22 protein-coding genes and 1 pseudogene are annotated in these 23,512 nt (G+C 59.1%); 9 read left to right on the top strand and 14 right to left on the bottom strand.

Features of this window, described 5'->3' with window-relative positions:
* Nucleotides 1-129: 129 nt before the first annotated feature.
* Nucleotides 130-597, bottom strand: coding sequence for a TlpA disulfide reductase family protein (locus tag ACIQV9_RS22245; protein WP_403105973.1), 468 nt, complete (start codon nucleotides 595-597; stop codon nucleotides 130-132).
* 114 nt (nucleotides 598-711) lie between these two features.
* On the opposite strand from ACIQV9_RS22245, the gene arsC reads away from it, so the two are divergent.
* Genes arsC through ACIQV9_RS22230 form a run of 3 tightly spaced genes read left to right on the top strand, consistent with a single transcriptional unit; the run spans nucleotide 712 to nucleotide 2,085 of the window.
* On the top strand, nucleotides 712-1,065 hold the full coding sequence (arsC, locus tag ACIQV9_RS22240) for an arsenate reductase (glutaredoxin) (protein ID WP_403105971.1): 354 nt from the start codon (nucleotides 712-714) through the stop codon (nucleotides 1,063-1,065).
* The gene (wrbA, locus tag ACIQV9_RS22235) at nucleotides 1,062-1,658 is read left to right on the top strand and encodes an NAD(P)H:quinone oxidoreductase (protein WP_403105968.1); all 597 of its coding nucleotides are present in this window, start codon (nucleotides 1,062-1,064) and stop codon (nucleotides 1,656-1,658) included. The genes arsC and wrbA overlap by 4 nt, the downstream gene beginning before the upstream one ends.
* Nucleotide 1,659: 1 nt before the next feature.
* A complete protein-coding gene (locus ACIQV9_RS22230) occupies nucleotides 1,660-2,085 on the top strand; it encodes a DUF2069 domain-containing protein (protein WP_010457118.1) in 426 nt (141 codons plus the stop codon).
* Nucleotides 2,086-2,175: 90 nt separating this feature from the next.
* On the opposite strand, the gene ACIQV9_RS22225 is transcribed toward ACIQV9_RS22230, so the two are convergent.
* Both ACIQV9_RS22225 and ttcA read right to left on the bottom strand, forming a co-directional pair.
* Nucleotides 2,176-2,850 carry a DNA-3-methyladenine glycosylase I gene (locus ACIQV9_RS22225; RefSeq protein WP_403105965.1) on the bottom strand — a complete coding sequence of 225 codons (675 nt, stop codon included), beginning with the start codon at nucleotides 2,848-2,850 and terminating at the stop codon, nucleotides 2,176-2,178.
* A gap of 69 nt (nucleotides 2,851-2,919) precedes the next feature.
* Nucleotides 2,920-3,744, bottom strand: a complete 825-nt coding sequence (gene ttcA, locus ACIQV9_RS22220; RefSeq protein ID WP_403105963.1) for a tRNA 2-thiocytidine(32) synthetase TtcA — start codon at nucleotides 3,742-3,744, stop codon at nucleotides 2,920-2,922.
* Nucleotides 3,745-4,184: 440 nt separating this feature from the next.
* On the opposite strand from ttcA, the gene ACIQV9_RS22215 reads away from it, so the two are divergent.
* Together ACIQV9_RS22215 and ACIQV9_RS22210 are read left to right on the top strand one after the other, a co-directional pair.
* Nucleotides 4,185-4,787, top strand: coding sequence for a Yip1 family protein (locus ACIQV9_RS22215; protein ID WP_010457124.1), 603 nt, complete (start codon nucleotides 4,185-4,187; stop codon nucleotides 4,785-4,787).
* A 149-nt stretch (nucleotides 4,788-4,936) separates the two neighbouring features.
* Entirely contained in the window at nucleotides 4,937-5,431 is a 495-nt protein-coding gene (locus ACIQV9_RS22210; protein WP_403105959.1) for a SprT family zinc-dependent metalloprotease, read from the top strand.
* A 121-nt stretch (nucleotides 5,432-5,552) separates the two neighbouring features.
* On the opposite strand, the gene ACIQV9_RS22205 is transcribed toward ACIQV9_RS22210, so the two are convergent.
* Both ACIQV9_RS22205 and ACIQV9_RS22200 read right to left on the bottom strand, forming a co-directional pair.
* Nucleotides 5,553-6,734: a CaiB/BaiF CoA transferase family protein gene (locus ACIQV9_RS22205; protein ID WP_403105955.1), complete on the bottom strand. Its 1,182-nt coding sequence runs from the start codon at nucleotides 6,732-6,734 to the stop codon at nucleotides 5,553-5,555.
* Nucleotides 6,735-6,878: 144 nt separating this feature from the next.
* Complete coding sequence (locus ACIQV9_RS22200) at nucleotides 6,879-8,213, bottom strand: dicarboxylate/amino acid:cation symporter (protein ID WP_403105952.1); 1,335 nt, start codon at nucleotides 8,211-8,213, stop codon at nucleotides 6,879-6,881.
* Between the two features lie 339 nt (nucleotides 8,214-8,552).
* Here ACIQV9_RS22200 and ACIQV9_RS22195 point away from each other — a divergent pair, with 339 nt between their 5' ends.
* Entirely contained in the window at nucleotides 8,553-9,551 is a 999-nt protein-coding gene (locus ACIQV9_RS22195; protein WP_403105949.1) for an AraC family transcriptional regulator, read from the top strand.
* 129 nt (nucleotides 9,552-9,680) lie between these two features.
* Here the strand turns inward: ACIQV9_RS22195 and ACIQV9_RS22190 are convergent, their stop codons facing one another.
* The 6 genes and pseudogenes from ACIQV9_RS22190 to ACIQV9_RS22165 form a co-directional block, all read right to left on the bottom strand.
* Nucleotides 9,681-10,040 (bottom strand): DUF6124 family protein, encoded by a 360-nt coding sequence (locus ACIQV9_RS22190; protein WP_403105946.1) that lies wholly within the window; start codon nucleotides 10,038-10,040, stop codon nucleotides 9,681-9,683.
* Between the two features lie 599 nt (nucleotides 10,041-10,639).
* Nucleotides 10,640-10,991: pseudogene (locus tag ACIQV9_RS22185) on the bottom strand (DUF6124 family protein).
* A gap of 668 nt (nucleotides 10,992-11,659) precedes the next feature.
* Nucleotides 11,660-13,696 (bottom strand): hypothetical protein, encoded by a 2,037-nt coding sequence (locus tag ACIQV9_RS22180; RefSeq protein ID WP_403105943.1) that lies wholly within the window; start codon nucleotides 13,694-13,696, stop codon nucleotides 11,660-11,662.
* Nucleotides 13,697-14,008: 312 nt separating this feature from the next.
* Complete coding sequence (locus ACIQV9_RS22175) at nucleotides 14,009-15,355, bottom strand: ATP-binding protein (protein WP_403105941.1); 1,347 nt, start codon at nucleotides 15,353-15,355, stop codon at nucleotides 14,009-14,011.
* Nucleotides 15,352-16,029 carry a response regulator gene (locus ACIQV9_RS22170; protein ID WP_403105938.1) on the bottom strand — a complete coding sequence of 226 codons (678 nt, stop codon included), beginning with the start codon at nucleotides 16,027-16,029 and terminating at the stop codon, nucleotides 15,352-15,354. Before ACIQV9_RS22170 ends, ACIQV9_RS22175 begins: the two co-directional genes overlap by 4 nt.
* A gap of 164 nt (nucleotides 16,030-16,193) precedes the next feature.
* The gene (locus ACIQV9_RS22165; RefSeq protein WP_403105936.1) at nucleotides 16,194-16,796 is read right to left on the bottom strand and encodes a hypothetical protein; all 603 of its coding nucleotides are present in this window, start codon (nucleotides 16,794-16,796) and stop codon (nucleotides 16,194-16,196) included.
* Between the two features lie 147 nt (nucleotides 16,797-16,943).
* Between ACIQV9_RS22165 and ACIQV9_RS22160 the strand changes: the two genes are divergently transcribed.
* Both ACIQV9_RS22160 and ACIQV9_RS22155 read left to right on the top strand, forming a co-directional pair.
* Nucleotides 16,944-17,735: a dienelactone hydrolase family protein gene (locus tag ACIQV9_RS22160; protein ID WP_403105933.1), complete on the top strand. Its 792-nt coding sequence runs from the start codon at nucleotides 16,944-16,946 to the stop codon at nucleotides 17,733-17,735.
* A gap of 157 nt (nucleotides 17,736-17,892) precedes the next feature.
* Complete coding sequence (locus ACIQV9_RS22155; protein ID WP_403105930.1) at nucleotides 17,893-18,618, top strand: 4'-phosphopantetheinyl transferase; 726 nt, start codon at nucleotides 17,893-17,895, stop codon at nucleotides 18,616-18,618.
* 126 nt (nucleotides 18,619-18,744) lie between these two features.
* Here the strand turns inward: ACIQV9_RS22155 and ACIQV9_RS22150 are convergent, their stop codons facing one another.
* The 3 genes from ACIQV9_RS22150 to ACIQV9_RS22140 all read right to left on the bottom strand — a co-directional run bounded on the left by ACIQV9_RS22150 (nucleotide 18,745) and on the right by ACIQV9_RS22140 (nucleotide 21,598).
* On the bottom strand, nucleotides 18,745-20,355 hold the full coding sequence (locus ACIQV9_RS22150; RefSeq protein ID WP_403105927.1) for an ATP-binding protein: 1,611 nt from the start codon (nucleotides 20,353-20,355) through the stop codon (nucleotides 18,745-18,747).
* Complete coding sequence (locus ACIQV9_RS22145; protein WP_403105924.1) at nucleotides 20,352-21,065, bottom strand: response regulator; 714 nt, start codon at nucleotides 21,063-21,065, stop codon at nucleotides 20,352-20,354. The genes ACIQV9_RS22150 and ACIQV9_RS22145 overlap by 4 nt, the downstream gene beginning before the upstream one ends.
* A 398-nt stretch (nucleotides 21,066-21,463) precedes the next feature.
* Nucleotides 21,464-21,598, bottom strand: a complete 135-nt coding sequence (locus ACIQV9_RS22140; protein ID WP_403105921.1) for a hypothetical protein — start codon at nucleotides 21,596-21,598, stop codon at nucleotides 21,464-21,466.
* A 198-nt stretch (nucleotides 21,599-21,796) separates the two neighbouring features.
* Between ACIQV9_RS22140 and ACIQV9_RS22135 the strand changes: the two genes are divergently transcribed.
* A partial coding sequence (locus ACIQV9_RS22135; protein WP_403105918.1) for a ribonucleoside-diphosphate reductase subunit alpha occupies nucleotides 21,797-23,512 on the top strand: 1,716 nt, incomplete at its 3' end.

The following is a 23,512-nucleotide window of genomic DNA, read 5'->3' as shown; positions in this document are numbered from 1 at the left end:
GTCGCAAAACCGTTGAATGCAGTAATCCTGAATCAATGCGTTGGCTTTGTCTGGGGCTGCTACGCAGCCCAACGGGGGCAAGCCCCCTCGCCACAAAAGCCCCTCGCCACAGGTGGAGCGATCAGCCACTCAATTCTTCGCCTGCAACGCCTTAAGCTTCTCCATCACCCCCGCCGCCGTCTGCTCGCCCATCAACTGCTCGCGCACCTTGCCCTTGTTATCGATGATGTAGGTCACCGGCAGCGCCTCGCTGCGGGGCAACTCAAAAAGATCCGCCGGGTCCGACGCCAGCACGGTGAACTTGATCCCCAGTTTCTCACTGGCGCTTTTCAGCTCTTCCCCCTGCACGTTGTCGAAATTGACCCCGAATACACCAATCTTCCTGTCCTTCAGTTGATCGGCCAGAGCGTTCAACTCCGGGATCTCGGTACGGCACGGGCCACACCATTCGGCCCAGTAGTTGAGCACCACCCATTGTTTATCCAGACGTTCGGCGGCGACTTTCTGGCCGTTCTGGTCGATGCCATAGTCGTTGCCACAGCCCCCCAGCATCAACGTACCGATGATCGCCAATGCTGCTGCCAGTCGTCTTGTCATGTCGTAATCCTTGTTCAAGATTGAATGCGCCTGCGACCCATCGCCTCCCGAGGTTCTGGATTACGCGCTGCACAGTTAGAATAGCCGCCACCTTACGCAAGATGCGACCCGCACATGACCGATCTGACGCTTTATCACAATCCGCGCTGCTCGAAATCCCGCGGTGCGCTCGAACTGCTGGAAGCCCGTGGCCTGACGCCGACCGTGGTCCGCTACCTGGAAACGCCGCTGGACGCCGCGCAAATCCAGAGCCTGCTGAGCAAGCTCGGCATGAGCGCCCGGCAACTGCTGCGCACCGGCGAGGACGAGTACAAAACCCTCAACCTGGCCGATAGCAATCTGAGCGAGGCGCAACTGATCGCCGCCATCGCCGCCCACCCGAAACTCATGGAGCGACCGATTCTCGAGGTCGGCGACAAGGCCATCATCGGCCGTCCGCCGGAGAGTGTGCTGGAGTTGCTGCCGTGAGCGCGCCGTACATTCTGGTTCTGTATTACAGCCGCAGCGGCTCGACCAACGAAATGGCCCGGCAGATTGCCCGCGGCGTCGAGCAGGCCGGGATAGAAGCGCGCTTGCGCACGGTGCCGCCGATCTCCACCGAATGCGAAGCCGTGTCGCCGGACATCCCCGACGAGGGCGCGCTGTACGCCAGCCTCGACGACCTGAAGAACTGCGCCGGTCTGGCCATGGGCAGCCCGACCCGGTTCGGCAACATGGCGGCGCCGCTCAAGTACTTCCTCGACGGCACCAGCAATCTTTGGCTGACAGGCGCGCTGGTGGGCAAACCGGCCGGGGTGTTCACCTCCACCGCGAGCCTGCACGGCGGTCAGGAAACCACGCTGCTGTCGATGATGTTGCCATTGCTGCACCACGGCATGCTGATCACCGGCCTGCCTTACAGCGAATCGGCGCTGCTGGAAACCCGTGGCGGCGGCACACCGTATGGCGCCAGTCATCACGCCGGGGCCGATGGCAAAAGCGGTTTGAATGAACATGAAGTCGCGCTGTGCCGGGCCTTGGGCCTGCGTCTGGCGAAGACAGCGCAAAAACTGGGGAACTGACGTGGCGAAAAAGCCGAAGATTCTGCCCTCGATCGAATGGCTCGAACCGCGGGTCCGGGCGATGCGCGCGATCAGCCTGCTGTGCTTTTTCGGGCTGGTGGGGCTGCTGTGCGCCTATTACCTGGTGTTTGCCGACCTGCATGGCGCCCGGCCGTGGGTGATTTTGCTGATCGAACTGGTGCCCCTGCTATTGCTCGCGCCAGGGATGATCATCGGCAGCGCGCGCGGGCATTCGTGGATGTGTTTTGTGGTGAATCTGTATTTCATCAAGGGCGCACTGGCCGCGTATGACCCCAACCGGCAGCTGTTTGGCTTGCTGGAGATGGGCGCGAGCCTGGCGGTGTTCTGTTCGGCGCTGTTGTATGTGCGGTGGCGGTTTCAGTTGAATCGCAAGCTCGCGGGTGAAGGCGAGATCTCCGCCGCCTGATCTGACGGCTTCGCGGGCAAGCCTCGCTCCTACAACGGCACCACCGTACCTGTAGGAGCGAGGCTTGCCCGCGAAGGGATCGACTCGGTCTCAATGATTGACGGTATACGCCAGCATCATCGAAATCTGGCTCATCGCCCGCCCGCCACTCTGTTCATGCCACTGGTTGAACACATCCTGCACCAACGCCAGGTCCCGCTGGCTGGTCGGCACCTTGTCGACGATTTTCTGCGCGTTCAACCCCGCCACCACGTCGTAGCTCGGCACAAACGTGTCCTTGCCGACCATGCGCAAGAAGCGCGGCGCCGACAACCCGCCCAATTGATGGCCGCGCTTTTTCAGGCAGGTCCACAGCCCGACGATATCCGTCACCGGCCAATCGGCGATCAATGCGCCGAAGCTGCCCTGCTCATGCGCCACGTCCAGCACGAACTGCGCGTTGCGCGGCACGCTCTTGAGCTTGCCCAAGTGACGGATGATCCGCGCGTCCTGCATCAGGCGCTCAAGGTGTTCGGCGCTCATCAGCACGACCTTTTCCGGGTCGAACTTGAAGAACACTTCTTCGAACGACGGCCACTTGGCGTCCACCAGGCTGTGCTTGAGCCCGGCGCGGAACACGCGCAGGGCCATGGTCGAGAGGTAACGATCGTTGCTGATCTTGCGCAATTGCGCCGGGGTCTTGGGAACGGGCAGATGGGCTTCCAGTTCAGCTGCTGAGCCGAAGCGGTTCAGACAGTATTCGTGCAGCCACTTGTAATCGCGCATGCCCTCTCCTGAGGATTGAAAATGACCTGTGGGAGCGCCTGTGGTGAGGGGGCTCCCACACAATGTGTGTCAGAGGTTCACTACGTTGACGAACCGCGACATGGCCGTTTCGTCGATCTTGAGGCTGGTGAAGTCGAACAGGTTACGGTCCGCCAGTTGCGACGGCTGAACGTTTTGCAAACTGCGGAAAATGCTTTCGGTACGGCCCGGGGTCTTGCGTTCCCACTCTTGCAGCATGTCCTTGACCACCTGACGTTGCAGGTTTTCCTGGGAACCGCAGAGGTTGCACGGGATGATCGGGAATTGCTTGAAGTCCGAGTAGGCCTGAATGTCTTTCTCGTTGCAGTAGGCCAGCGGCCGGATCACCACGTTGCGGCCGTCGTCGGCGCGCAGTTTTGGCGGCATGGCCTTGAGCGAACCGTTGAAGAACATGTTGAGGAAGAACGTCTCGACGATGTCGTCGCGGTGGTGACCGAGGGCCATTTTGGTCGCGCCGATTTCGTCGGCGAAGGTGTAGAGCGTGCCGCGGCGCAGGCGCGAGCACAGCGAGCAGGTGGTCTTGCCTTCCGGGATCAATTCCTTGACCACCGAGTAGGTGTCTTTCTCGACGATGTGGTACTCGATGCCCAGCTCTTTCAGATAGGCCGGCAGCACGTGCTCAGGGAAGCCGGGCTGTTTCTGGTCCATGTTCACGGCCACGATCTCGAACTTGATCGGAGCGACCTTCTGCAAGTGCAAGAGCACGTCGAGCAGGGTGTAGCTGTCCTTGCCACCGGACAGGCAGACCATGACCTTGTCGCCGTCTTCAATCATGTTGAAATCGGCAACAGCCTCACCCGCCTGACGGCGAAGGCGCTTTTGCAGTTTGTTCTGGTTGACCGTGAGAGTGCCCATGACGCGAAATCCGTGAGGTGTGACGAAAGGCCGGCATTTTACGCAAAAACCTTGCACTTGTGGCGAGGGTGCTTGTCGGGCCGCCGCATCGCCCCGTTGGGCTACGAAGTAGCCCCCTACAATCTACTGATTCTTACAGATATTACGCGGCGCTCGGTTAAGCGACTGCTGCGCAGCCGAACGGGGCGATGCGGCGGCCCGACAAGCCCCCTCGCCACAAAGGCTCGCTCCCACAAGGGATTGTGGTGACAGACCCTGCGGCGATTAACAGCAGTGTTTACAGCGCAATTTGCTCTAACGCCCTGCAACCTGCGCCGTTAAGACCTTTCTATACTGCGACATAAGGTCGCATACATATTCAGACCTATTACTTACTTGGCCACTTTGGCCTGTAGGCGCTCCACTGGGGGGCGACGGTAAAAACAAGAGGAGTGACTGGCATGATCCATCACGTAGTGGGGCTCTTCACCCACCCCGACCAGGAATGGAAAGAAATCCGTGGCGACCAAGAGGAAAGCATCAGCCACATGTACCTGACTCACACGCTGATTCTGGCGGCGATTCCCGCTGTGTCGGCGTTTATCGGCACCACTCAGGTCGGCTGGGTCATCGGCAATCGAGCGCCGGTCATGTTGACCCAGGAAAGCGCGCTATGGATGACGATCATGTCGTACCTGGCGATGCTCGGCGGTGTCGCGGTCATGGGCGCATTCATCCACTGGATGGCCCGTACCTATGACGCCAATCCAAGTCTGGCCCGCTGCGTTGCATTTGCGACCTATACCGCGACCCCGCTGTTCATCGGCGGTCTGGCGGCGCTGTACCCACACATGTGGCTGGGGATGATCGTCGGGACGGCGGCCATCTGCTACACGGTGTACTTGCTGTATGTGGGGCTACCCACTTTCATGAACATTCCATCAGACGAGGGATTTCTGTTTTCCAGTTCGGTACTTGCCGTAGGCCTGGTGGTGCTGGTCGCCATCATGGCGTTTACAGTGATTGTCTGGGGACTCGGCGTGGGGCCGGTCTACACCAATTAGCAACTCACCACCCAAAAACAAGATCTGCCAACACAGGCCGCCGCAAGGCGGCCTTCTAATGTGTGAGGGGTAACGACCATTCGGCGCCTCGGCGATTCGCAAGGCCCCAGGGTTGCGGCATACTCGACGTCTCTGGAGATCCATCAAGCATGCCCGAGCAACTCAATACCCGCGTCGAAGACTGTTACCAACTGGCCGAATCCTTTTTCAAACGAACTTTCAAACGCCCCGTGGTGAGCCTCAAGCTGCGCGGTCAAAAAGCCGGTGTCGCGCATTTGCACGAGAACCTGCTGCGCTTCAACCCGCAGCTGTACCGGGAAAACACTGAAGACTTCCTCAAGCAGACCGTGGCCCACGAAGTGGCGCACCTGATCGCCCATCAACTGTTCGGCGACCGCATTCAGCCGCACGGTGAAGAGTGGCAATTGATCATGCGCGGCGTGTACGAACTGCCGCCCAATCGCTGCCACACCTACGACGTCAAACGCCGTCGCGTGACCCGCTACATCTACAAATGCCCGTGCGTCGACAGCGACTTCCCGTTTTCGGCACAGCGCCATGGTCTGGTCCGGCAGGGGCGGCGGTATTTGTGCCGGCGGTGCCGGAGCACGTTGGTGTTCAGTGGGGAGATGCGGGTCGAGTAAGTTGAATGGGGGGTGTCTGATCGTTCCCACGCTCCGCGTGGGAATGCCGCCATGGACGCTCCGCGTCCACTGTGACGCGGAGCGTCACGGGATGCATTCCCACGCGGAGCATGGGAACGATCTATGTAACGACCTTGGCACGCCGTAACGCTTCGATCCGCTCAGCACTCAACCCCAACTCTCCCAACACCTGATCCGTATGCTGCCCCAACACCGCACCAATATGCCGTGGCTTTGGCAATCCCTCTGAGAACTTCAAAGGGCAGGCCATTTGCGCCTGCGTAGAACCATCCCCCCGCGGCACCTGCGTCACCAACTTCCGCGCCTGCAACTGCGGATGCTGTACCGCCTCGTCCAAACTCAGCACCGGCTCGACACACGCATCGACCCCGGCAAACAACTCGCACAGTTGCGCAAAGTCATGCTTCTCGAATTCGGCTTTCAACTCATTTTTCAGCGCCTGTTGCTCGGCGGGTTTGGGCGACAGGCCCTTTGCCGCCAGTTCCGGCCGCTCCAGCGCGCTGCACAGTTGCTGCATGAAGGCCGGTTCCAGACTGCCCACCGATAACCAGCGCCCGTCCCGCGAACGGTAATAGTCGTAAAAGCTGCCGCCATTGAGCATCTGATCCTCCCTGCCCGGCTCCACGCCACAGGCCAGGTACCCGGCGCCGGCCATGGCGTTCAGGCTGAAGGCGCAGTCAGTCATGCTCACATCCAGATGCTGCCCGACTCCGCTTTGCTGTCGAGCGATCACCGCCGCCAGCAACCCGATCACTCCGTGCAGCGAGCCACCGGCGATATCCGCCACCTGCATGCCCAACGGCAGCGGCCCGCTTTCGGCGCGGCCGGTGTAACTGGCCAGCCCCGCCAGCGCCAGGTAGTTGATGTCGTGGCCTGCGCGGTCCTTGTAGGGGCCGGTCTGACCGTAACCGGTAATCGACACGTAAATCAGCTTCGGATTGATCGCCTTCAACGCTTCATAGCCCAGACCCAGGCGTTCCATCACACCGGGGCGGAACTGCTCCAGCACGATGTCGTGGTCCGCCAGCAACTGCTTGATCACCTCCAGCGCCTCGGGCTGCTTGAGGTCCAGCGCCAGGCTGCGCTTGTTGCGATTGAGGTAGGCGTGGCTGGCCGATACCCCGTGATCGTGCGGCGGCAAGACCCGCAGCAAATCCATGCGGGTCGGCGATTCGATGCGCAAGACTTCCGCGCCCATGTCCGCCAGCAACAACGAGGCAAACGGCCCCGGCAGCAGTGTCGAGAAATCCAGAACCTTGAGTGATGCCAGTGGACCGGGCATGAGCGACCTCCGTGAACGATGCTTCCAGCCTAGGCAGCGAATGGCATTGCAGCAATCACCCGATGTGTCAGCAAAGGTGACCGTTACGCTCAAAACCCGGACAAGAAAAAACCCGCCGAAGCGGGTTTTTCATTACAGCCAGTCTTACTTGACGTTAGTCGGGGTTGGGCCTTCAGCCACACCCAGATCGTCTTCTTCACGGGTGTCGGAGATACCGCGACCACCGGAAGCCAGCTCGACTTGCAGCTTGTCTTCATCCAGCTCTTTCACCCACTTGGCCACGACCAGGGTCGCAACAGCGTTACCAACGAGGTTGGTCAGTGCACGGGCTTCGGACATGAAGCGGTCGATACCGAGGATCAGCGCCAGGCCGGCAACCGGCAGAGTACCCACAGCCGACAAGGTGGCCGCCAGCACGATGAAGCCACTGCCGGTCACACCGGCCGCACCTTTGGAGGACAACAGCAGCACCAGCAGCAATGTGATCTGGTGAGTGAGGTCCATCGGGGTATCAGTCGCCTGAGCGATGAACACAGCGGCCATGGTCAGGTAGATCGAAGTACCGTCGAGGTTGAACGAGTAGCCGGTCGGAATCACGAGGCCGACAACGGACTTCTGTGCACCCAGGCGTTCCATTTTAATCAGCATGCGCGGCAGCGCGGACTCCGAAGAGGAAGTGCCCAGTACGATCAGCAGTTCTTCACGGATGTAGCGAATCAATTTGATTACGCTGAAGCCGTGCGCGCGGCAGATGCCGCCCAGTACCAAGAGCACGAACAGGATGCAGGTGATGTAGAAGCAGATCATCAACTGACCCAGCTGCACCAGCGAGCCGACACCGTAGGCACCGATGGTGAACGCCATGGCGCCGAAGGCACCGACTGGCGCGAGCTTCATGATCATGTTGATGATGTTGAACATCACGTGGGCAAAGCGATCGATGAAGTCCAGCACCGGCTTGCCGTACGCACCCAGGCGATGCAGGGCGAAACCGAAGATCACCGAGAACATCAGCACTTGCAGGATATCGCCGTTGGCGAACGCGCCGACGATGGTGTTCGGGATCACATTGAGGATAAAGGCGATGATGCTCTGGTCTTTACCGGCCGAGATGAAGCCAGCAATTTTGCTGGTATCCAGGGTGGTCACGTCGATGTGCATGCCGGCACCCGGTTGCACGACGTTAACCACGACCAGGCCGATCAACAGCGCGATGGTGGAAACAATTTCGAAGTACAGCAGCGCATAGCCGCCGGTCTTGCCCACCGATTTCATGTTCTGCATGCCCGCGATACCGCTGACGACGGTGCAGAAGATGATCGGTGCAATGACCATTTTGATCAGTTTGATGAACCCGTCACCCAGCGGCTTGAGGGCCACACCGGTCTGCGGGTAGAAGTGACCGAGCAGGATGCCGATGGCAATAGCAACGATCACCTGGAAATACAGGGATTTGTACAGTGGCTGACGAGTCGTCATTGCAAAGTTCCTCAAGAGTGCCCGGTGACAACATCCATCTGTTGCCCAAGACACTTCAATTGCGAACCCTCCTGCACTGGAGGGATTTGTTTTGTCGAGCTGCGCAATGGCAGGCATCTGCTCGATGTATCGCAAGGCCCGTGCCACCTTTCAAAAAATGCCTGCAAGCCTTTTGACATCAAGGGTTACAGGTTCAACCTTGCCACTGACCGGTTACAACAACGTGGCGGATTTCCGCCCATCCGCCAGACCTCGTCCTACAATTTGGCGGATATCCGCCTGTTCATCATCAGGAGCGACAGCTACCATCCGTCGTTCAATGGGTCGGACCTGCCTGCTATGCGTGAACGCACCATCGCCAGTCATTTCGCCCGTGCCGTCCTCGGTGGCGCGCGCCGGGTGGGTTATGACTATTCAACTCTTCTGCAACAACTCGGCATCAGCCCCGAGTTGCTGGATGAGCCGCGGGCGCGGATTGCGCCGGAGCAGTTCACGCGATTGATTCAAGGGTTGTGGCTGGCCCTCGACGACGAATACCTCGGTTTCGGGCCGACACCCAGTAAAACCGGGACCTTCGCGATGATGTGCCACGCCGTGATTCACTGCCGCAACCTCGATAAGGCGCTGCATCGCGGCCTAATGTTTTACAGCCTGTTCCCCGAGGGTCCGCGCCTGACCCTGACCCGCGAAGACGAAATGATCCGCCTGAGCCTCGATGACTCGAAATTCCAGGACCCGGACCATTTCCTCACTGAAAGCCAGTTAGTGGTGTGGCATCGCCTCGGCAGCTGGCTGATCGGCCAGCGCATTCGGCTGGAGCAGGCGACGTTCAGTTATCCACGGCCCGAGCACGGCGCCGAATATGACTTGCTGTTCCCCTGCCCCATGGTGTTTTCCTCGGCGCAGAGCAGCCTGCTGTTCCACAGCCGCTACTTGAACATGCCGTTGTTGCAGGACGAACGCACCCTCAAGCATTTCCTCCAACACTCCCCCGCCGACCTGCTGTCGCGTCCAGATGACGGCGACAGTCTGAGCAGCCAGTTGCGCCGTTTGCTCAGCCGCGACAGTACACGCTGGCCGGACCTGGAAGCGGTGGCCGCGCACCTGCACATCAGCCCGCAGACCTTGCGCCGGCATTTGCGTGAGGAAGGGTCGAGTTTTCAGGAATTGAAGGATCAGTTGCGACGGGACATCGCGATTTATCACCTGGGGCGGGCGGATTTGTCGTTGCAGCAGATTGCCGAGCAGTTGGGGTTCTCCGAGCCTTCGGCGTTTCACCGGGCGTTCAAAAAGTGGACCGGGTTGACGCCTGGGGCCTATCGCGCGCAAGAAAACTGAAGGCCCACTGATCGTTCCCACGCTCTGCGTGGGAATGCCTCAAGGGACGCTCCGCGTTCCAGCTCTGGAAAGGGACGCGGAGCGTCCCGGGCTGCATTCCCACGCAGAGCGTGGGAACGATCATTCCGACTAACCCTGCGGATCAAAATTATCCAGCATCCGGTTCACTGCCAGCTCACCCAACATGACGGAGTGTTGGATGCCGAGCAGGGTGTGGCGCTGTGGGCCGTCCAGCTGTCCCGCGAAATCACTCAACATCACACTCGCTGACGCCAAAGTCTCGCAGGCGTTGACCAGCAGGGTTTCGTTATCGGTGTCGGGCCCGACGAAGTAAATCGTGCTGGGTTTACGTGGCGTGTCTTTGGGAATGACCGGTTTGAGGTAGTAATCGAGGGCGCGGTCGGCGGCTTCGTTGAGTTTTTTGGGGTCGGTGGAATCGTAGGGCGAAACGTCGTCGGTTTCGGGTGGGTTGGGCGTAATTTTGAACATGTGAAGCTCCGTGGTTGGTTGAGCCGCCACGACCTATCGCTAAACAAGTAAAGGTGGCGGCTGTACGCAGGTTAGCGATCCGGGTCACAGAAACCCCGGGTAGACTCGAAGGTCTCCCACGCACAGCCACCATTACGCGAATTGCAGGCACTAAAAACTGCAATCAACTCTTGGGCGCTTTTACGTCTGTGATGGGATCGGATCGCTAAACCCGATCGCTGATTCGTCAGCGACCCGCAAACGATAGAACCCACGCCCCAGGCGCACAAGCCGGCGGATTCTGGCGTAGTCGTAGGCAGCGGCGCAAGGATGTGTAGCCTGAGTGAGTGTCTAGAGATGTCTTTTAAACATCTCTGTTTATTGCTTGATCAGATGCCAGTAGAAAGGCAGGGACGAACAAATAAATGCGTCCCCTTTTCCCCCCGTCCCCTTTTCCCCCTATCGCGCGCAGGAGAATTGATTTTTGCGTTGATGATCGTTCCCACGCTCCGCGTGGGAATGCAGCCGGGGACGCTCCGCGTCCATGCCGAAGCGGACGCAGAGCGTCCATTGAGGCATTCCCACGCAGAGCGTGGGAACGATCGGCATCTGAAGGGTGACTACGGCGGATCAAGCCTGTCCAGCATCCGATTCACCGCCAACTCCTCCAACAACCTGCGCAATCCCCAGCACCGTGTTGCGCTGTGTCCCCTCCACCACCCCCGCAAATTCACTGAGCATCACACTCGCCGACGCCATGGATTCACAGGCGCTGACCAGCAGGGTTTCATCATTGGTGTCAGGGCCGACGAAGTAGATCGTGCTGGGTTTGCGCGGGGTATCTTTGGGAATGACCGGTTTGAGGTAGTAATCGAGGGCGCGGTCGGCAGCCTTGTTGAGTTTTTTGGAGTCGGGGGTTTCGTAGGGGGAGACGTCGTCGGTTTCTGGTGGGTTGGGCGTGATCTTGAACATGGTGAAGCTCCTAGAGTTATGGAGCCGCTACTCATCGCTGCTAAACGAAAAACGGGTGGCGGCTATGCGCGGGTTAGCAGACCAGGACTCTAGAACCCGGCGCACCGAAGTGCCCCACGCAAAGCCGCCATAAAATCGACGACTGACGTTGTACGTTTAGAGATGACCCAGGCTGCTAAACCCGATCGCTGATTGGTCAGCGACGGGGTAACGATAGGACCCGGGCCTTAGACGCACAAGCCGGCGGATTCTGGCGTAGTCGTAGGCAGCGGCGCAAGGATGTGTAGCCTGAGTGAGTGTCTGGAGATGTCTTTTAAACATCTCCGTTTATTGCTTGATCAGATACCAGTAGGAAGGCAGGGACGAACAAATAAATGCGTCCCCTTTTCCCTATTAAACATCCCCGTTTATTGCGCACTCAGGGCTGAGTAAAGGATAAATAAAGATAAATCCGTCCCCTTAACTACGAAGCGCCCATTCAGGCATTCCCACGCAGAGCTTGGGAACGATCAGTCAACGCCGGATAAATAATTGCACCCCCTTTTCCACGCACCCTTTTCCACCCACAAATATTTCCTATTTGTAGTTTAACGGAATGATCGCAAATGCTTTCGCGCTGGTAACGTATGGCAATCCGTTAACAGATGCGTTGACAGGCAGCGTACTTATTATTGCAATAGATCGCTGCGTTGACCCGTCCGAGCGAAACCATTCGCAAATACACGTAATCCAGCTTCGACCAACACTTCCAAAGCGAGTTGTCGACACCATCCTCTTCGAACATACCCATCATTACCTACTTGAGTAATTGATGGGTATTCTGGAAGGTTATCTACCTTATATTTGTTATACCTAATATTCATAGGTAAAACAAAAGCATTAAGCGCAATTGAATCTCCCACTTGGCCTTGCTCCCTAGCCCAGACCCCTGCTTGCTGTGGCGTTAGCATTGTGGAACTAAATACAACCTCATGAATATTTGATACTGCTACCGGATACCTCCCGATGCTGCCGTTAGCATCTTTAACCTCAACATATGTTTCCCCGTTCATTCGCCCAGTAACTACACCCTCTTGAGTAACGACCGCAATATTAGAATTACCTGATGTATAAGATATTGGTAGTACACCGGAAGTAGGTCGTCTCGTAGCGTTGTTATTTTCTATGGGGTCATTGGTCTCTTCCCACCCGCCAACATAAACCGCGAGTCCATTCAAAATCATTTTTGAAGTGTCGATGTCTAGCGGGCGAATAATCTTGATGCTCCAAGGATGAGAAACCTTTTCACTGCCATACAATGCTTTTGCGGTGAAGTTACGAATACCGTCACTCGGCCTTGCATCCAAAAAGCTCCAGCTTCCGTCGGATAGATTGACATTAACGGGTTGCCCTATAGCTGTAATACCGTCGTAAATCTGAACATTCCGCCCCTTGGTCGCGGTGCCTTTTAAGGTCACGTTCTTATCAACGGTGGTACCTCCTGGGGCAATTTCATTACCTTTAGAGTCTGTCACAGCGGTGATAACGGGCTGTTCATCGGATACAGGCTCACCAATCACCTGCGCCTCGGCCGCTTTGGAACGACCAATGACATTGCCCCCCCGAACCAACTCATAAACTGCCAACACCTTACTCTTCGGTAAAACCTTGGCCACCGGCACCTGCAATCTATGAGTAAATGGTAGTCGCCCCACTCCAACCTCAACGGTATGAGTTACCGCAGATCCAATCTGGGGCGTGCAGATATAACTCAGCCGGACCGTATCGCCCACGGCCCAAAGCGGTGAAAACACATGAACCAGGACATAGAGATAGTCCCTGACGTTTTCCAGCTTGATAGTTGACGGGTCATCCGAAGGGTCATCCGGATCCTCAGCTATATCTGGTGCAGTCAACGTAACTCGTTCGGTATCGACATTGGCCTTGAGAGTTTGAGACCAACGCCGGTTGTGAGTCGGGTTGTTTACCTGATCCTTCGCTGTGTACGAGATCGGAAATTCAGGATGACTACCGGCCCGTTCAAACATGCTTCGGGTGACGGTGATCACGAATGGCTTGCCCTCTTCACCCGGTTGCACCGTGAAGGTGAAACGTTCGCGATTAAGCTCCAGGGTGATGACGTCGTAGGCTTTCATGAAGGGATAAGACAGCCTGACAGCTACACCTCGATCCACCTCGTCCTTACCGATCTGAGGCGGGTTGCCCAGTTCGGGCGGCAGGCTGATGCGCAGATCGGGGTGATCCCCTGTACCGGGAACGTCGTTCCCGCCGGGAAGGTCGCGGTGGTAGAGCGCCCACGACTCCGTTGACGGGCCACTATTGCCACTGGTGCGCTCCACCTCGTAAGTGAAAACATGCACGCCGTCATTCAGCAACGACTGGAAGACGTTGAAGTACACAGGATCATTCTGATCGGCCGGGGCCACCGGTTTGCGCTCTATCAACTGCCGCTGCGTATCCCGAGGCCCCTTCACGTACAGCGCAATGTTGAGATAATTCCCCCCCAATGGCGGATCCACCACAGCCTGTACCGCCCCTTCCCGACTGCCATCCCGCTTGATGACCTCCCTGAAACTCGCCTGCGGCAGGCCCTCTACCGGCACGCCGGCGGGAGGCTGAGGTGTGACTTTCACGTCAGGTGTAGCACCCGCAAATTTCACCGGGGCGTTAACCAGTACACCGGGGTTTGATTCATTGGCTGTCATGGGACCTCCTTCCTTGTCGATGAGGCCGCGCACGAGTGGCCTTTGATGGGTGATGAGACACCCTTGGAGGGAAGGTTGGCTACTGTCAGAAATAGCAGGTAAGCGGTGTTTTGCGACGAATGGTCAGCTCACTACCCGTCTTGATACAGGGCTTGTCGGGCTCAGGAGAACTAATTTTTGTGTTGATTTGAATGGCCCCATCGCGAGCAAGCTCGCTCCCACAGGGATCTTCAGTGAACACAAAATTGTGTGAACTCAGGAGATCAAATGTGGGAGCGAGCTTGCTCGCTATGACGCCAGTAAAGCCAACCACTAAACCACCGGAAAATGAATCCGGAACGCCGCCCCGCCCATCGGCGAATCCCCCAGCGTCAGCTTCGCGCTGTAGCTCTCGATGATGTCCTTGACCACCGCCAGCCCGATCCCCTGCCCCGGATGCTGGCGATCCAGCCGCTCGCCCCGTTGCAGAATCCGCGCGCGCTGATCCGGCGGCACGCCCGGCCCGTCGTCTTCAACGCACAACTCAATCCCGCTCAGGGTTTCGCGCACGCTGATGCGCACTTCGCTCAGGCACAGGCGATAGGCGTTTTCCAGCAGGTTACCCATCATTTCCAGCAAGGCGCCCTGTTCGATCGGCACGTAACACTGATCCGGCAAATCGAAAGCAACGCGCACGCGTTTGTCGCGGTAGACCTTGTCCAGCGTGTCGCACAGGCTTTGCAACACCGGACGCAGGCGCACCTGGTGGCGTACCAGACCGCTTTTGCGCAGGCTGGCGCGTTGCAGTTGATAGCCGATCTGCTGGCTCATGCGTTCGATCTGGGTTTGCAGCACCCAGGCCTGATCGCGGTCTTCCGGGCGTTGGGCCATGTCTTCGCTGACGCCTTGCAGCACGGTCAGCGGGGTTTTCAGGCTGTGGGCCAGGTCGTCGAGGGAGTCGCGGTAGCGGCTGCGCTGTTCGCGTTCGCTGTGCAGCAAGCGGTTAAGGGAACCGGTCAGGCGCAACAGTTCGCGCGGGTGTTGTTCGCTGAGGCTTTCGCGGGCGCCGCTTTCGATTTCATCGAGTTCCTGACTGAGCCGGCGCAAGGCCTGCAAGCCCCAGGTCAGACCGATCCAGAGCAGCGCCAGCAGCACCAGCAACGCGGCGCCGAAACCGAGGTAGAGGTTTTCGCGCAGGCCTTCGAGGGTGACTTCGTATTCGCGCACCGGTTGCAGGGCGACGATGCTGAACGCCGCGCTTTTGCCGCCGAGCAGTTTGACTTCGACGTCGTAGACGAAGAATTCCTGACCGTCGGCTTCGCTAATGCGCGCGAATTCATTGCCGCGTCCGTCGTAACGCGGTTTGTAGTTGATCTTCTCTTCCCGGGTGGCCTTCGAGCGCCAGACCAAATGACCTTCGCGGTCATAGATGTAGCCGAGCAAGCGGCTGTCGGTCAGGTTGAAGCGCTCATCGGGCAACTGCGCCGGCATCTGCAGGGAGTTGTTATCAACCCGCGCAGCGGAAATCAACGTGGTCACGTCCGATGCCAGGCGTTGCTCGATGGAATCCTGCAACGCCAGGCTGAACGCGCCCTGCATCGCTGGCAGTAACGCCAGCATGAACAGCACCGCCAGGGTGGCGGCGGCAAGCATCAAGCGGACACGAAGGGAGCGAATCAAGTGCAGCGCTCATTGAACAGGTAGCCGAGGCCGCGCACGGTGTCGATCGGCTTGAAACCGGCCGGGCCTTCGAGTTTGCGGCGCAGACGGCCGACCAGCACTTCGATGACGTTCGGATCGCGCTCGTCGTCGTCCGGGTACAGTTGCTCCATCAAGCGGTCCTTGGCCACCACTTGCTGGTGATGCCGCATCAGGTACTCGAGGATTCGGTACTCGTAGGCGGTCAGCGCCAGCGGTTGTTCATCGAGGGTCGCCTGTTTGCGATTGAGGTCCAGCAGCAGCGGCCCGGCGACGATGGTCGACTGGGTGAAACCACTGGAGCGGCGCAGCAAGGCATTCAGGCGCGCGTCGAGTTCTTCGAACTGGAACGGCTTGACCACGTAATCGTCGGCGCCGGCGGCGAGGCCTTCGACCTTGTCCTGCCAGTTGCCACGCGCGGTGAGGATCAGGATCGGGAAGGTCTTGCCGCGCGAGCGCAGGTGACGGATCAGGTCGAGCCCGCCCATGCCTGGCAGGCCGAGGTCAATCACCGCCAGGTCGTGGTTGAACTGCTCGGCCTGGTATAGCGCCTCCTCGGCGTTGGCCACGGACTCGACCACGTGGCCGCTGTCCGTCAGGCGGGTTTGCAGGTGATGGCGCAACAGCGCTTCATCTTCGACGACCAGCAGCTTCATAACACTCTCCTAGGCAAATCGTTATCTCCAGCAGCACAGTTTTCAGTCAGCTCGTGAAACCTGTGGGAGTGAGCCTGCTCGCGATAGCGGTGTGTCAGTCGACATCAATGTCGAATGAGCTGGCGCCATCGCGAGCAGGCTCGCTCCTACAAGGGTTGCGCTTATCAGAAAGCGTAGTTCGCCGACAGGTACGTCTGGGCGCTGCTGGTCAGGTCCAGCGAACCCTGTTTGCTGCCACCGCGCTCGCTCATCTCGGTGCTGGCGTTGCTGCGCAGGTAGCGGTAACCCAGCTCGACCGAGGTGTTTTGCGACACTTGCTGCAACACGCCAACCTGGCCGCCAATGGCGTAACCGATGTTGCTGTCGCGGCTGAAACCTGGGGATTGCTGGGTCATTTTGGTCAGACCGGCCGTGGCACCGCCGAACAATTTGGTGCTGCCGCCCACCGGGTAGAACAGATCGTAGCTGCCCAACAGGTTTTCCTGACGCAGTTTAATGCCATTGTGCGAGCCCGACACGTTGTCGTAAGTGGCGTAGTAGCGACCCTGGCTGTTTTGCTGGCCCAGACGCACACCCCAGGTGGTGTCCTTGCCGATCACGCCGTCGGCGTTCGGGCTGTTGAGGTTGTCGTTCAGGGCGTGGGACTTTTTGACCTTGTCGCTGGTCTGTCCAAGAGTAAGGCTGGCGAAATTATCGTTGGAAGCGTAAGCCGCGGTGCTCGCGCCCAGGACGGTGAAAGCCAGAAGCAGTTTTTTGAAGTGAGTCATTGGAGAATTTCCTCATGCGCTATGTGCTTTTTGGGTACAGGGCAAGGTTACGCACCCACCCCTGAACTCCCCCTGAACGCACTCTGAACCTGAGCTGAACCAACTCCACCCGGCTGTTTTGATGACTTTTATGCAGGAGATCCGACCATGCGCGTTTTCCTCGCCCTCGTATTACTGGCCTTGAGCGGGCTTAGCCACGCCGCGATCAAGACTCAGGAAATCCCCTATCAGAGCCCCGACGGCACCAAGCTGATCGGCTATTACGCCTACGACGATGCTATTAAAGGTCAACGTCCAGGCGTGGTGGTGGTGCACGAATGGTGGGGACTCAACGATTACACCAAGCGCCGCGCCCGCGACCTGGCGGGCCTGGGTTACAGCGCGCTGGCCATCGACATGTATGGCGACGGCAAGAACACCGAGCATCCGAAGGACGCCATGGCGTTCATGCAAGCGGCGTTGAAAGACAGTGCCGCGTCCAGCGCTCGCTTCCAGGCCGGGCTCGATCTGCTGAAGAAACAGCCACAGACCAATCCGGATAAAGTCGCCGCCATCGGTTACTGCTTCGGTGGTGCCGTGGTGCTGAATGCCGCACGTCAGGGTGTGCCGCTGGCGGGGGTGGTGAGTTTCCACGGCGCGCTGGCGACCAAAACACCCGCAACGCCGGGCAGCGTGAAAGCGAAAATCCTGGTGGAGCATGGCGCGCTGGACAGCATGATTACGTCGGATAACGTCGCGGCGTTCAAGGCTGAGATGGACAAGGCCGGGGCCGACTATCAATTCGTCAGCCTTGAGGGCGCCAAGCACGGGTTCAGCAACCCGGATGCGGATCGGCTGGGCCATGGCGACCATGGTGGGCCGGATATCGGGTACAGCAAGGAGGCGGATGAAAAGTCCTGGGCGGATATGCAGGCGTTCTTCAAGAAGATCTTTGGCTGACACAGTGATCGTTCCCACGGTCCCCGTGGGAATGCAGCCCGGGACGCTCCGCGTCCCATTGGAACGCGGAGCGTCCCTTGAGGCATTCCCACGCAGAGCGTGGGAACGATCAGTGTGGGGCTACCCAGCCACAAGGCAACCCGGCAAAATGCCCGACATGAATTCCACCCCCGCCCTACCCGCCTGCTGCACCCCGCTCGACGCCCATTGGCCGCTGCCGTTTGTGCTGCCTGATACGGTGCTGTTGAGCACGCACTTCGATACCTCGCAACTGGCCATCGATGATTTCCAGCGCAGTGCCATCGAGCCGCCAGCGAGCATCCAGCGCTCGGTCGCCAAGCGTCAGGCCGAATTTCTCGCCGGGCGGGTCTGCGCCCGGGCGGCGTTGCGGCAGCTCGAAGGGTTGAGTTTTACCCCGGCCATCGGTGAAGACCGGGCGCCGGTGTGGCCCGCGCACATCAGCGGTTCAATCACCCACAGCACCGGCCGGGCCGCGGCGATTGTCGCGAACAAAACCCACTGGCGTGGATTGGGAATGGACCTGGAAAATATGCTCAACCCTGAACGGGCCGAGCGCCTGGCCGGGGAAATCCTCACCCCGCCGGAGTTGCAGCGCATGGCGGCAGGCTCTCGTGATCAGCTGGCCATGCTGGTCACGCTGACGTTTTCGGTGAAAGAAAGTCTGTTCAAGGCGCTGTATCCGATTGTTCAGCAGCGGTTCTATTTTGAACATGCTGAAGTGCTGGAATGGACCGAGGCGGGTGAAGTGCGGTTGCGCTTGCTGACGGACCTGTCCAGTGAATGGCGCAATGGCACCGAGCTGGAGGCGCAGTTCGGGGTGGTGGATGGGCAGTTGTTGAGCCTGGTCAGTATCAAGGCCTGAGGATTTGTGGTGTTGGTTCGGGCCTCATCGCGAGCAGGCTCACTCCCACATTGGATCTATGTCTGACGCAAATCCCCTGTAGGAGCGAGCCTGCTCGCGATGGCGGTGGATCATTCACCACACCCCTCACCGCTTCTCCTGATTCCGCGGCCAACTCAGGCTGAAACACGCCCCGCCCAGACTCTTGCTCTTGCTGATCAACGCCCGCCCATCGTGCCAATGGATAATCCGCCGCACGATCGACAATCCCAACCCATGCCCACCCGACGCGCGGGTCCGGCTGTCGTCAAGACGCAGGAACGGCGTGAAGATTTTCTCCCACGCCGACTCCGGTACGCCCGGCCCGTCATCTTCGATGTCCACCCGGCAACGCTGCTGCCCCACCTGATAACTGACGGTCACCCGTGACGTGGCATGGCGCATGGCGTTGCTCACCAGGTTCTGGATCGCCCGGTGTAAATAGCGCGGCTCGGCCTCGACCCAGGCGTCGTCACAATCGGCGGCGGACAGGCACAACCCGCGCTGCACCGTGACCTCGGCACGTAACGGCGCCAATTCCTCGATCACTTGATTGACCAACGCATCCAGATCGATCCGCTGGAAGTTCAGCGCGGGCGAGCCCTGCTCCAGCCGCGCGTAGGTCAGCATCTCGTCGACCAGTTTGTCGAGGTCCTCGATGTCGTGGTCCATGCCTTCGCGGTATTTCTCCAAGGCCTGTGGCGTGGTGGCCGAGCCGATCATCTCCAGGCCAAAACGCAGGCGCGCCACCGGGGTGCGCAATTCGTGGGACACCGCGCGCACCAGTTCACGCTGGATCGCCAGCAACTGCTGCAAGTGCTCGGCCATGCCGTTGAACGCCGAGGCCAGTCGCCCCACCGAATCCGCGCCGCGCGCCGGCACGCGGGTTTCCAGGCTGCCCTTGGCAATGCGCGTGGCGGCGGCTTCGAGGCCACGCAAGCGGCGTTCAAGTTGTCGCACCAATAGATAGACGATCAAACCGATCAGGCTCAAACCCAGGGCCGCAATCAGCACCAGCCACTCGGGCGGATAAGGATTCATCTGGTACAGCGGGCCGATTTCCAGGACCCACGGCGTGCCGACCATGCCGGCGAACACCCGGATCGAGTCACCGCCCTTGCCCAGCGCCATCACCGTGTCGCCTTCGGAGATCCGGCGGCTCTGGTCTTCGTCCATGTCCGCCTGGTCGACAGTGACCAGGCGCAAGTCGAAACCAAAGCCCTTGTCTTGTTTCAATTGCGCCAGACGCTTGGGCTGCTCGGCCACCGGCACGCGCACCAGTTCGTCGGCCAGCAGGTAAATAGTCGCTCGCGCCAGTTGCTCGCTGATCTGCTGGACTTCACCGGTCAGAACAAGTTGTTCCTTGTCGCTGACCAGTCGATACACCTTCGCCGCATGCGGGCCGGTCTGTTCCACCAGCGCCTGGCCGCGCAGGACGCGGGTGCGTTGCGTCAGGTCGAGGTCGGTCTGGGCAAAGGTCTTCAACGCCAACGGAATCCCGAGCAAACGCTCCCACACCAGCAAGGCCCGGTGGCGCTCGGTTTCGTTCATGGGGTTCAGGTTATCGGCCATCAGCGAGAACGTGCCGTGGGCCAGGCGTTCGCGGTATTGCTCGCTGCGCACCTGATTGAGCAGGTGCAAGGCCAGTACGCCGAGCACCGCGACCAGAATCAGCGCCGCGCACATGCCGCCGTAGATGCGCAGGAAGATCGAGTTCACAGCGTGCAAGCTTCCGGAACGAACAGATAACCTTTGCTGCGGATGGTCTTGATCAGCCGTGGATGCTCCGGGTCATCGCCGATTTTCGGGCGAATACGCGAGATGCGCACGTCGATGGAGCGATCCTGGCCGTCATAGCCGATGCCACGCAGCGCGGTGAAAATCTCTTCCCGAGACAGGATGCGTCCGGCGTTGGCCACCAGCAGCCACAGCAGGTCAAATTCGGCGCTGGTCAGTTCAATGCCGCTGTCATTCAACCAGGCCTCGCGCAATGCGTTGTCCACCACCAGCGGGCCGAACTGCAGGCGTCGTTGTTTTTCCGGGGCCACTTCCGGGGCTTCACTGCGGCGCAACAGCGCCTGGATGCGCGCCAGCAGCAGACGTGGACGCACCGGTTTGCACACGTAATCGTCGGCGCCCAGGTCCAGACCAAGAATTTGATCGGTATCGTCGGTGCGGGCAGTGAGCATCAGGATCGGGCCGTCATACTTGTCGCGGACCTTGCGGCAGATGCTCAGGCCGTCTTCGCCCGGCAGCATCAGGTCGAGGATCACCAGGTCCGGCTTTTCATTAATGATGCGGGCCGCGGCCAGGGCGCCATTGCCCTCGATCGATACGCGCAGGCCATTGGCTTCCAGGTAATCGCGGGTCAGTTCGGCCAGACGCTGGTCGTCCTCCACAATCAATATCTGCCAGGCTTCTTGCTCCACGGTGACCTCTGCTTGCCAACAACACTTATAAGGAAGGATCCGCCCGTCTTTTTGTAATGATTGGGGAGGATAAGAATGCGTACACACTGGCCGATTGTATAAACGCCGAACGCCGAGAACACAAGCCGGCAAATGCGTTCGGACAACGCGTTTTTTTGTGATAGGGTTCGCGCCCTTAAAAATCCGAATGACTGTTTTCAATCGCTGGAAATCAGTGAAAAACGGTCCGCTCCAGCTAGGTCGCGGCCTACACGCCTGTTCCCTGTTTCACACACAATTTACGCACAGGTTTATCCACAGGTAGTACGTTGCAACACCCTCCAAAACGCATTATCTTGTAGCACGGCGCCAAAAAAACCCTACATGTAGGGTTTTTGCTTAAAAAGCCCAACCACATTTCAGACCAGAAACTCAAGCGCTTTATTGCTGATTCCGGTTGAACCCAGCGTCATTTTGAAAGCCCAAACCGCACCTGCGGATGGCACCGTTTTTTGAGGCCAGAACAGCCAGAACGGTACGGGTGTTGCAGTCATTACTGTCACCCTGAATGGAATCCGGTTTCGGGCCCTGGCCCGCGACCACAGACTTCGGCAAGGAAGCGGCATCATTAGCCTTTTCCTACTGTCCCGAAGTTGTTATGCCCGACGCCCGTCGGTTGTAGTGCTTCAGGACAGAACGGTGGGCACCGTGATGGTGCCCAAACAAACATAGAGAATGTGGAGACAACCCCCATGCAAACCGACACAACTCGCGAGAACCCGCAGGGCACCTTGCCGCAGGCCGCTGATTCGACTTCGGATCTGTCCGCCACCGCGCCTGGCCAACTGCGCGTGATCAAGCGTAACGGCACTGTCGTTCCTTACACCGATGACAAGATCACCGTCGCTATCACCAAAGCGTTTCTCGCAGTTGAGGGTGGCACCGCTGCCGCCTCGTCGCGAATCCATGACACCGTTGCCCGCCTGACCGAACAAGTCACCGCGACCTTCAAGCGTCGCATGCCGTCGGGCGGCACCATCCACATCGAAGAAATCCAGGACCAGGTCGAACTGGCCCTGATGCGTGCCGGCGAGCAGAAAGTGGCCCGCGACTACGTGATCTACCGTGACGGTCGTTCGAAAGAACGCGCTGCCCACGCACCGGCCGAGGAAGCGGTCAACGCTCACCCCTCGATCCGTATCACCCGCGCCGACGGCACCTTTGCTCCTCTGGACATGGGCCGCCTGAACACCATCGTCACCGAAGCGTGCGAAGGGCTGGAAGAAGTCGACGGCGACCTGATCCAGCGCGAAACCCTGAAGAACCTGTACGACGGCGTGGCCCTGACCGACGTCAACACCGCCCTGGTGATGACCGCCCGTACCCTGGTCGAGCGTGAGCCGAACTACTCGTTCGTGACCGCCCGCCTGCTGATGGACACCCTGCGTGCCGAAGGCCTGAGCTTCCTGAACGTTGCCGAAAGCGCGACCCACCACGAGATGGTCGACCTGTACGCCAAGGCCTTGCCTGCGTACATCGCCAAGGGTATCGAATTCGAATTGCTGAACCCGGTCCTGGCCACCTTCGACCTGGAAAAACTCGGCAAGGCGATCAACCACGAGCGCGATCAGCAGTTCACCTACCTGGGCCTGCAAACCCTGTACGACCGTTACTTCATCCACAAGGACGGTATCCGCTTCGAACTGCCGCAGATCTTTTTCATGCGCGTGGCCATGGGCCTGGCGATCGAAGAGAAGCAGAAAGAAGACCGTGCGATCGAGTTCTACAACCTGTTGTCGTCCTTCGACTACATGTCGTCGACTCCGACCCTGTTCAACGCCGGCACCCTGCGTCCACAGCTGTCGAGCTGCTACCTGACCACCGTGCCGGATGACTTGTCGGGCATCTACCACGCGATCCACGACAACGCCATGTTGTCGAAATTCGCCGGCGGCCTGGGCAACGACTGGACGCCGGTTCGTGCACTGGGTTCGTACATCAAGGGCACCAATGGCAAATCCCAGGGCGTTGTTCCGTTCCTGAAAGTGGTGAACGACACCGCCGTCGCCGTCAACCAGGGTGGCAAGCGCAAAGGCGCTGTCTGTGCCTACCTGGAAACCTGGCACATGGACATCGAAGAGTTCATCGAACTGCGCAAGAACACCGGTGATGACCGACGTCGTACCAACGACATGAACACCGCCAACTGGATCCCTGACCTGTTCATGAAGCGCGTCTTCGATGACGGCAAGTGGACCCTGTTCTCGCCATCCGAAGTTCCGGACCTGCACGACCTGACCGGCAAGGCTTTCGAAGAGCGTTACGAGTACTACGAAGCCCTGACCGAGTACCCGGGCAAGGTCAAGCTGTTCAAGACCATCCAGGCCAAAGACCTGTGGCGCAAAATGCTGTCCATGCTGTTTGAAACCGGCCACCCATGGCTGACCTTCAATGACCCGTGCAACCAG

This window comes from Pseudomonas sp. NPDC099000, assembly GCF_044759925.1.
Taxonomy (GTDB): domain Bacteria; phylum Pseudomonadota; class Gammaproteobacteria; order Pseudomonadales; family Pseudomonadaceae; genus Aquipseudomonas.
Note: the sequence above shows the minus strand (reverse complement) of the source record. Positions and strands in the feature narration are given on the sequence as shown.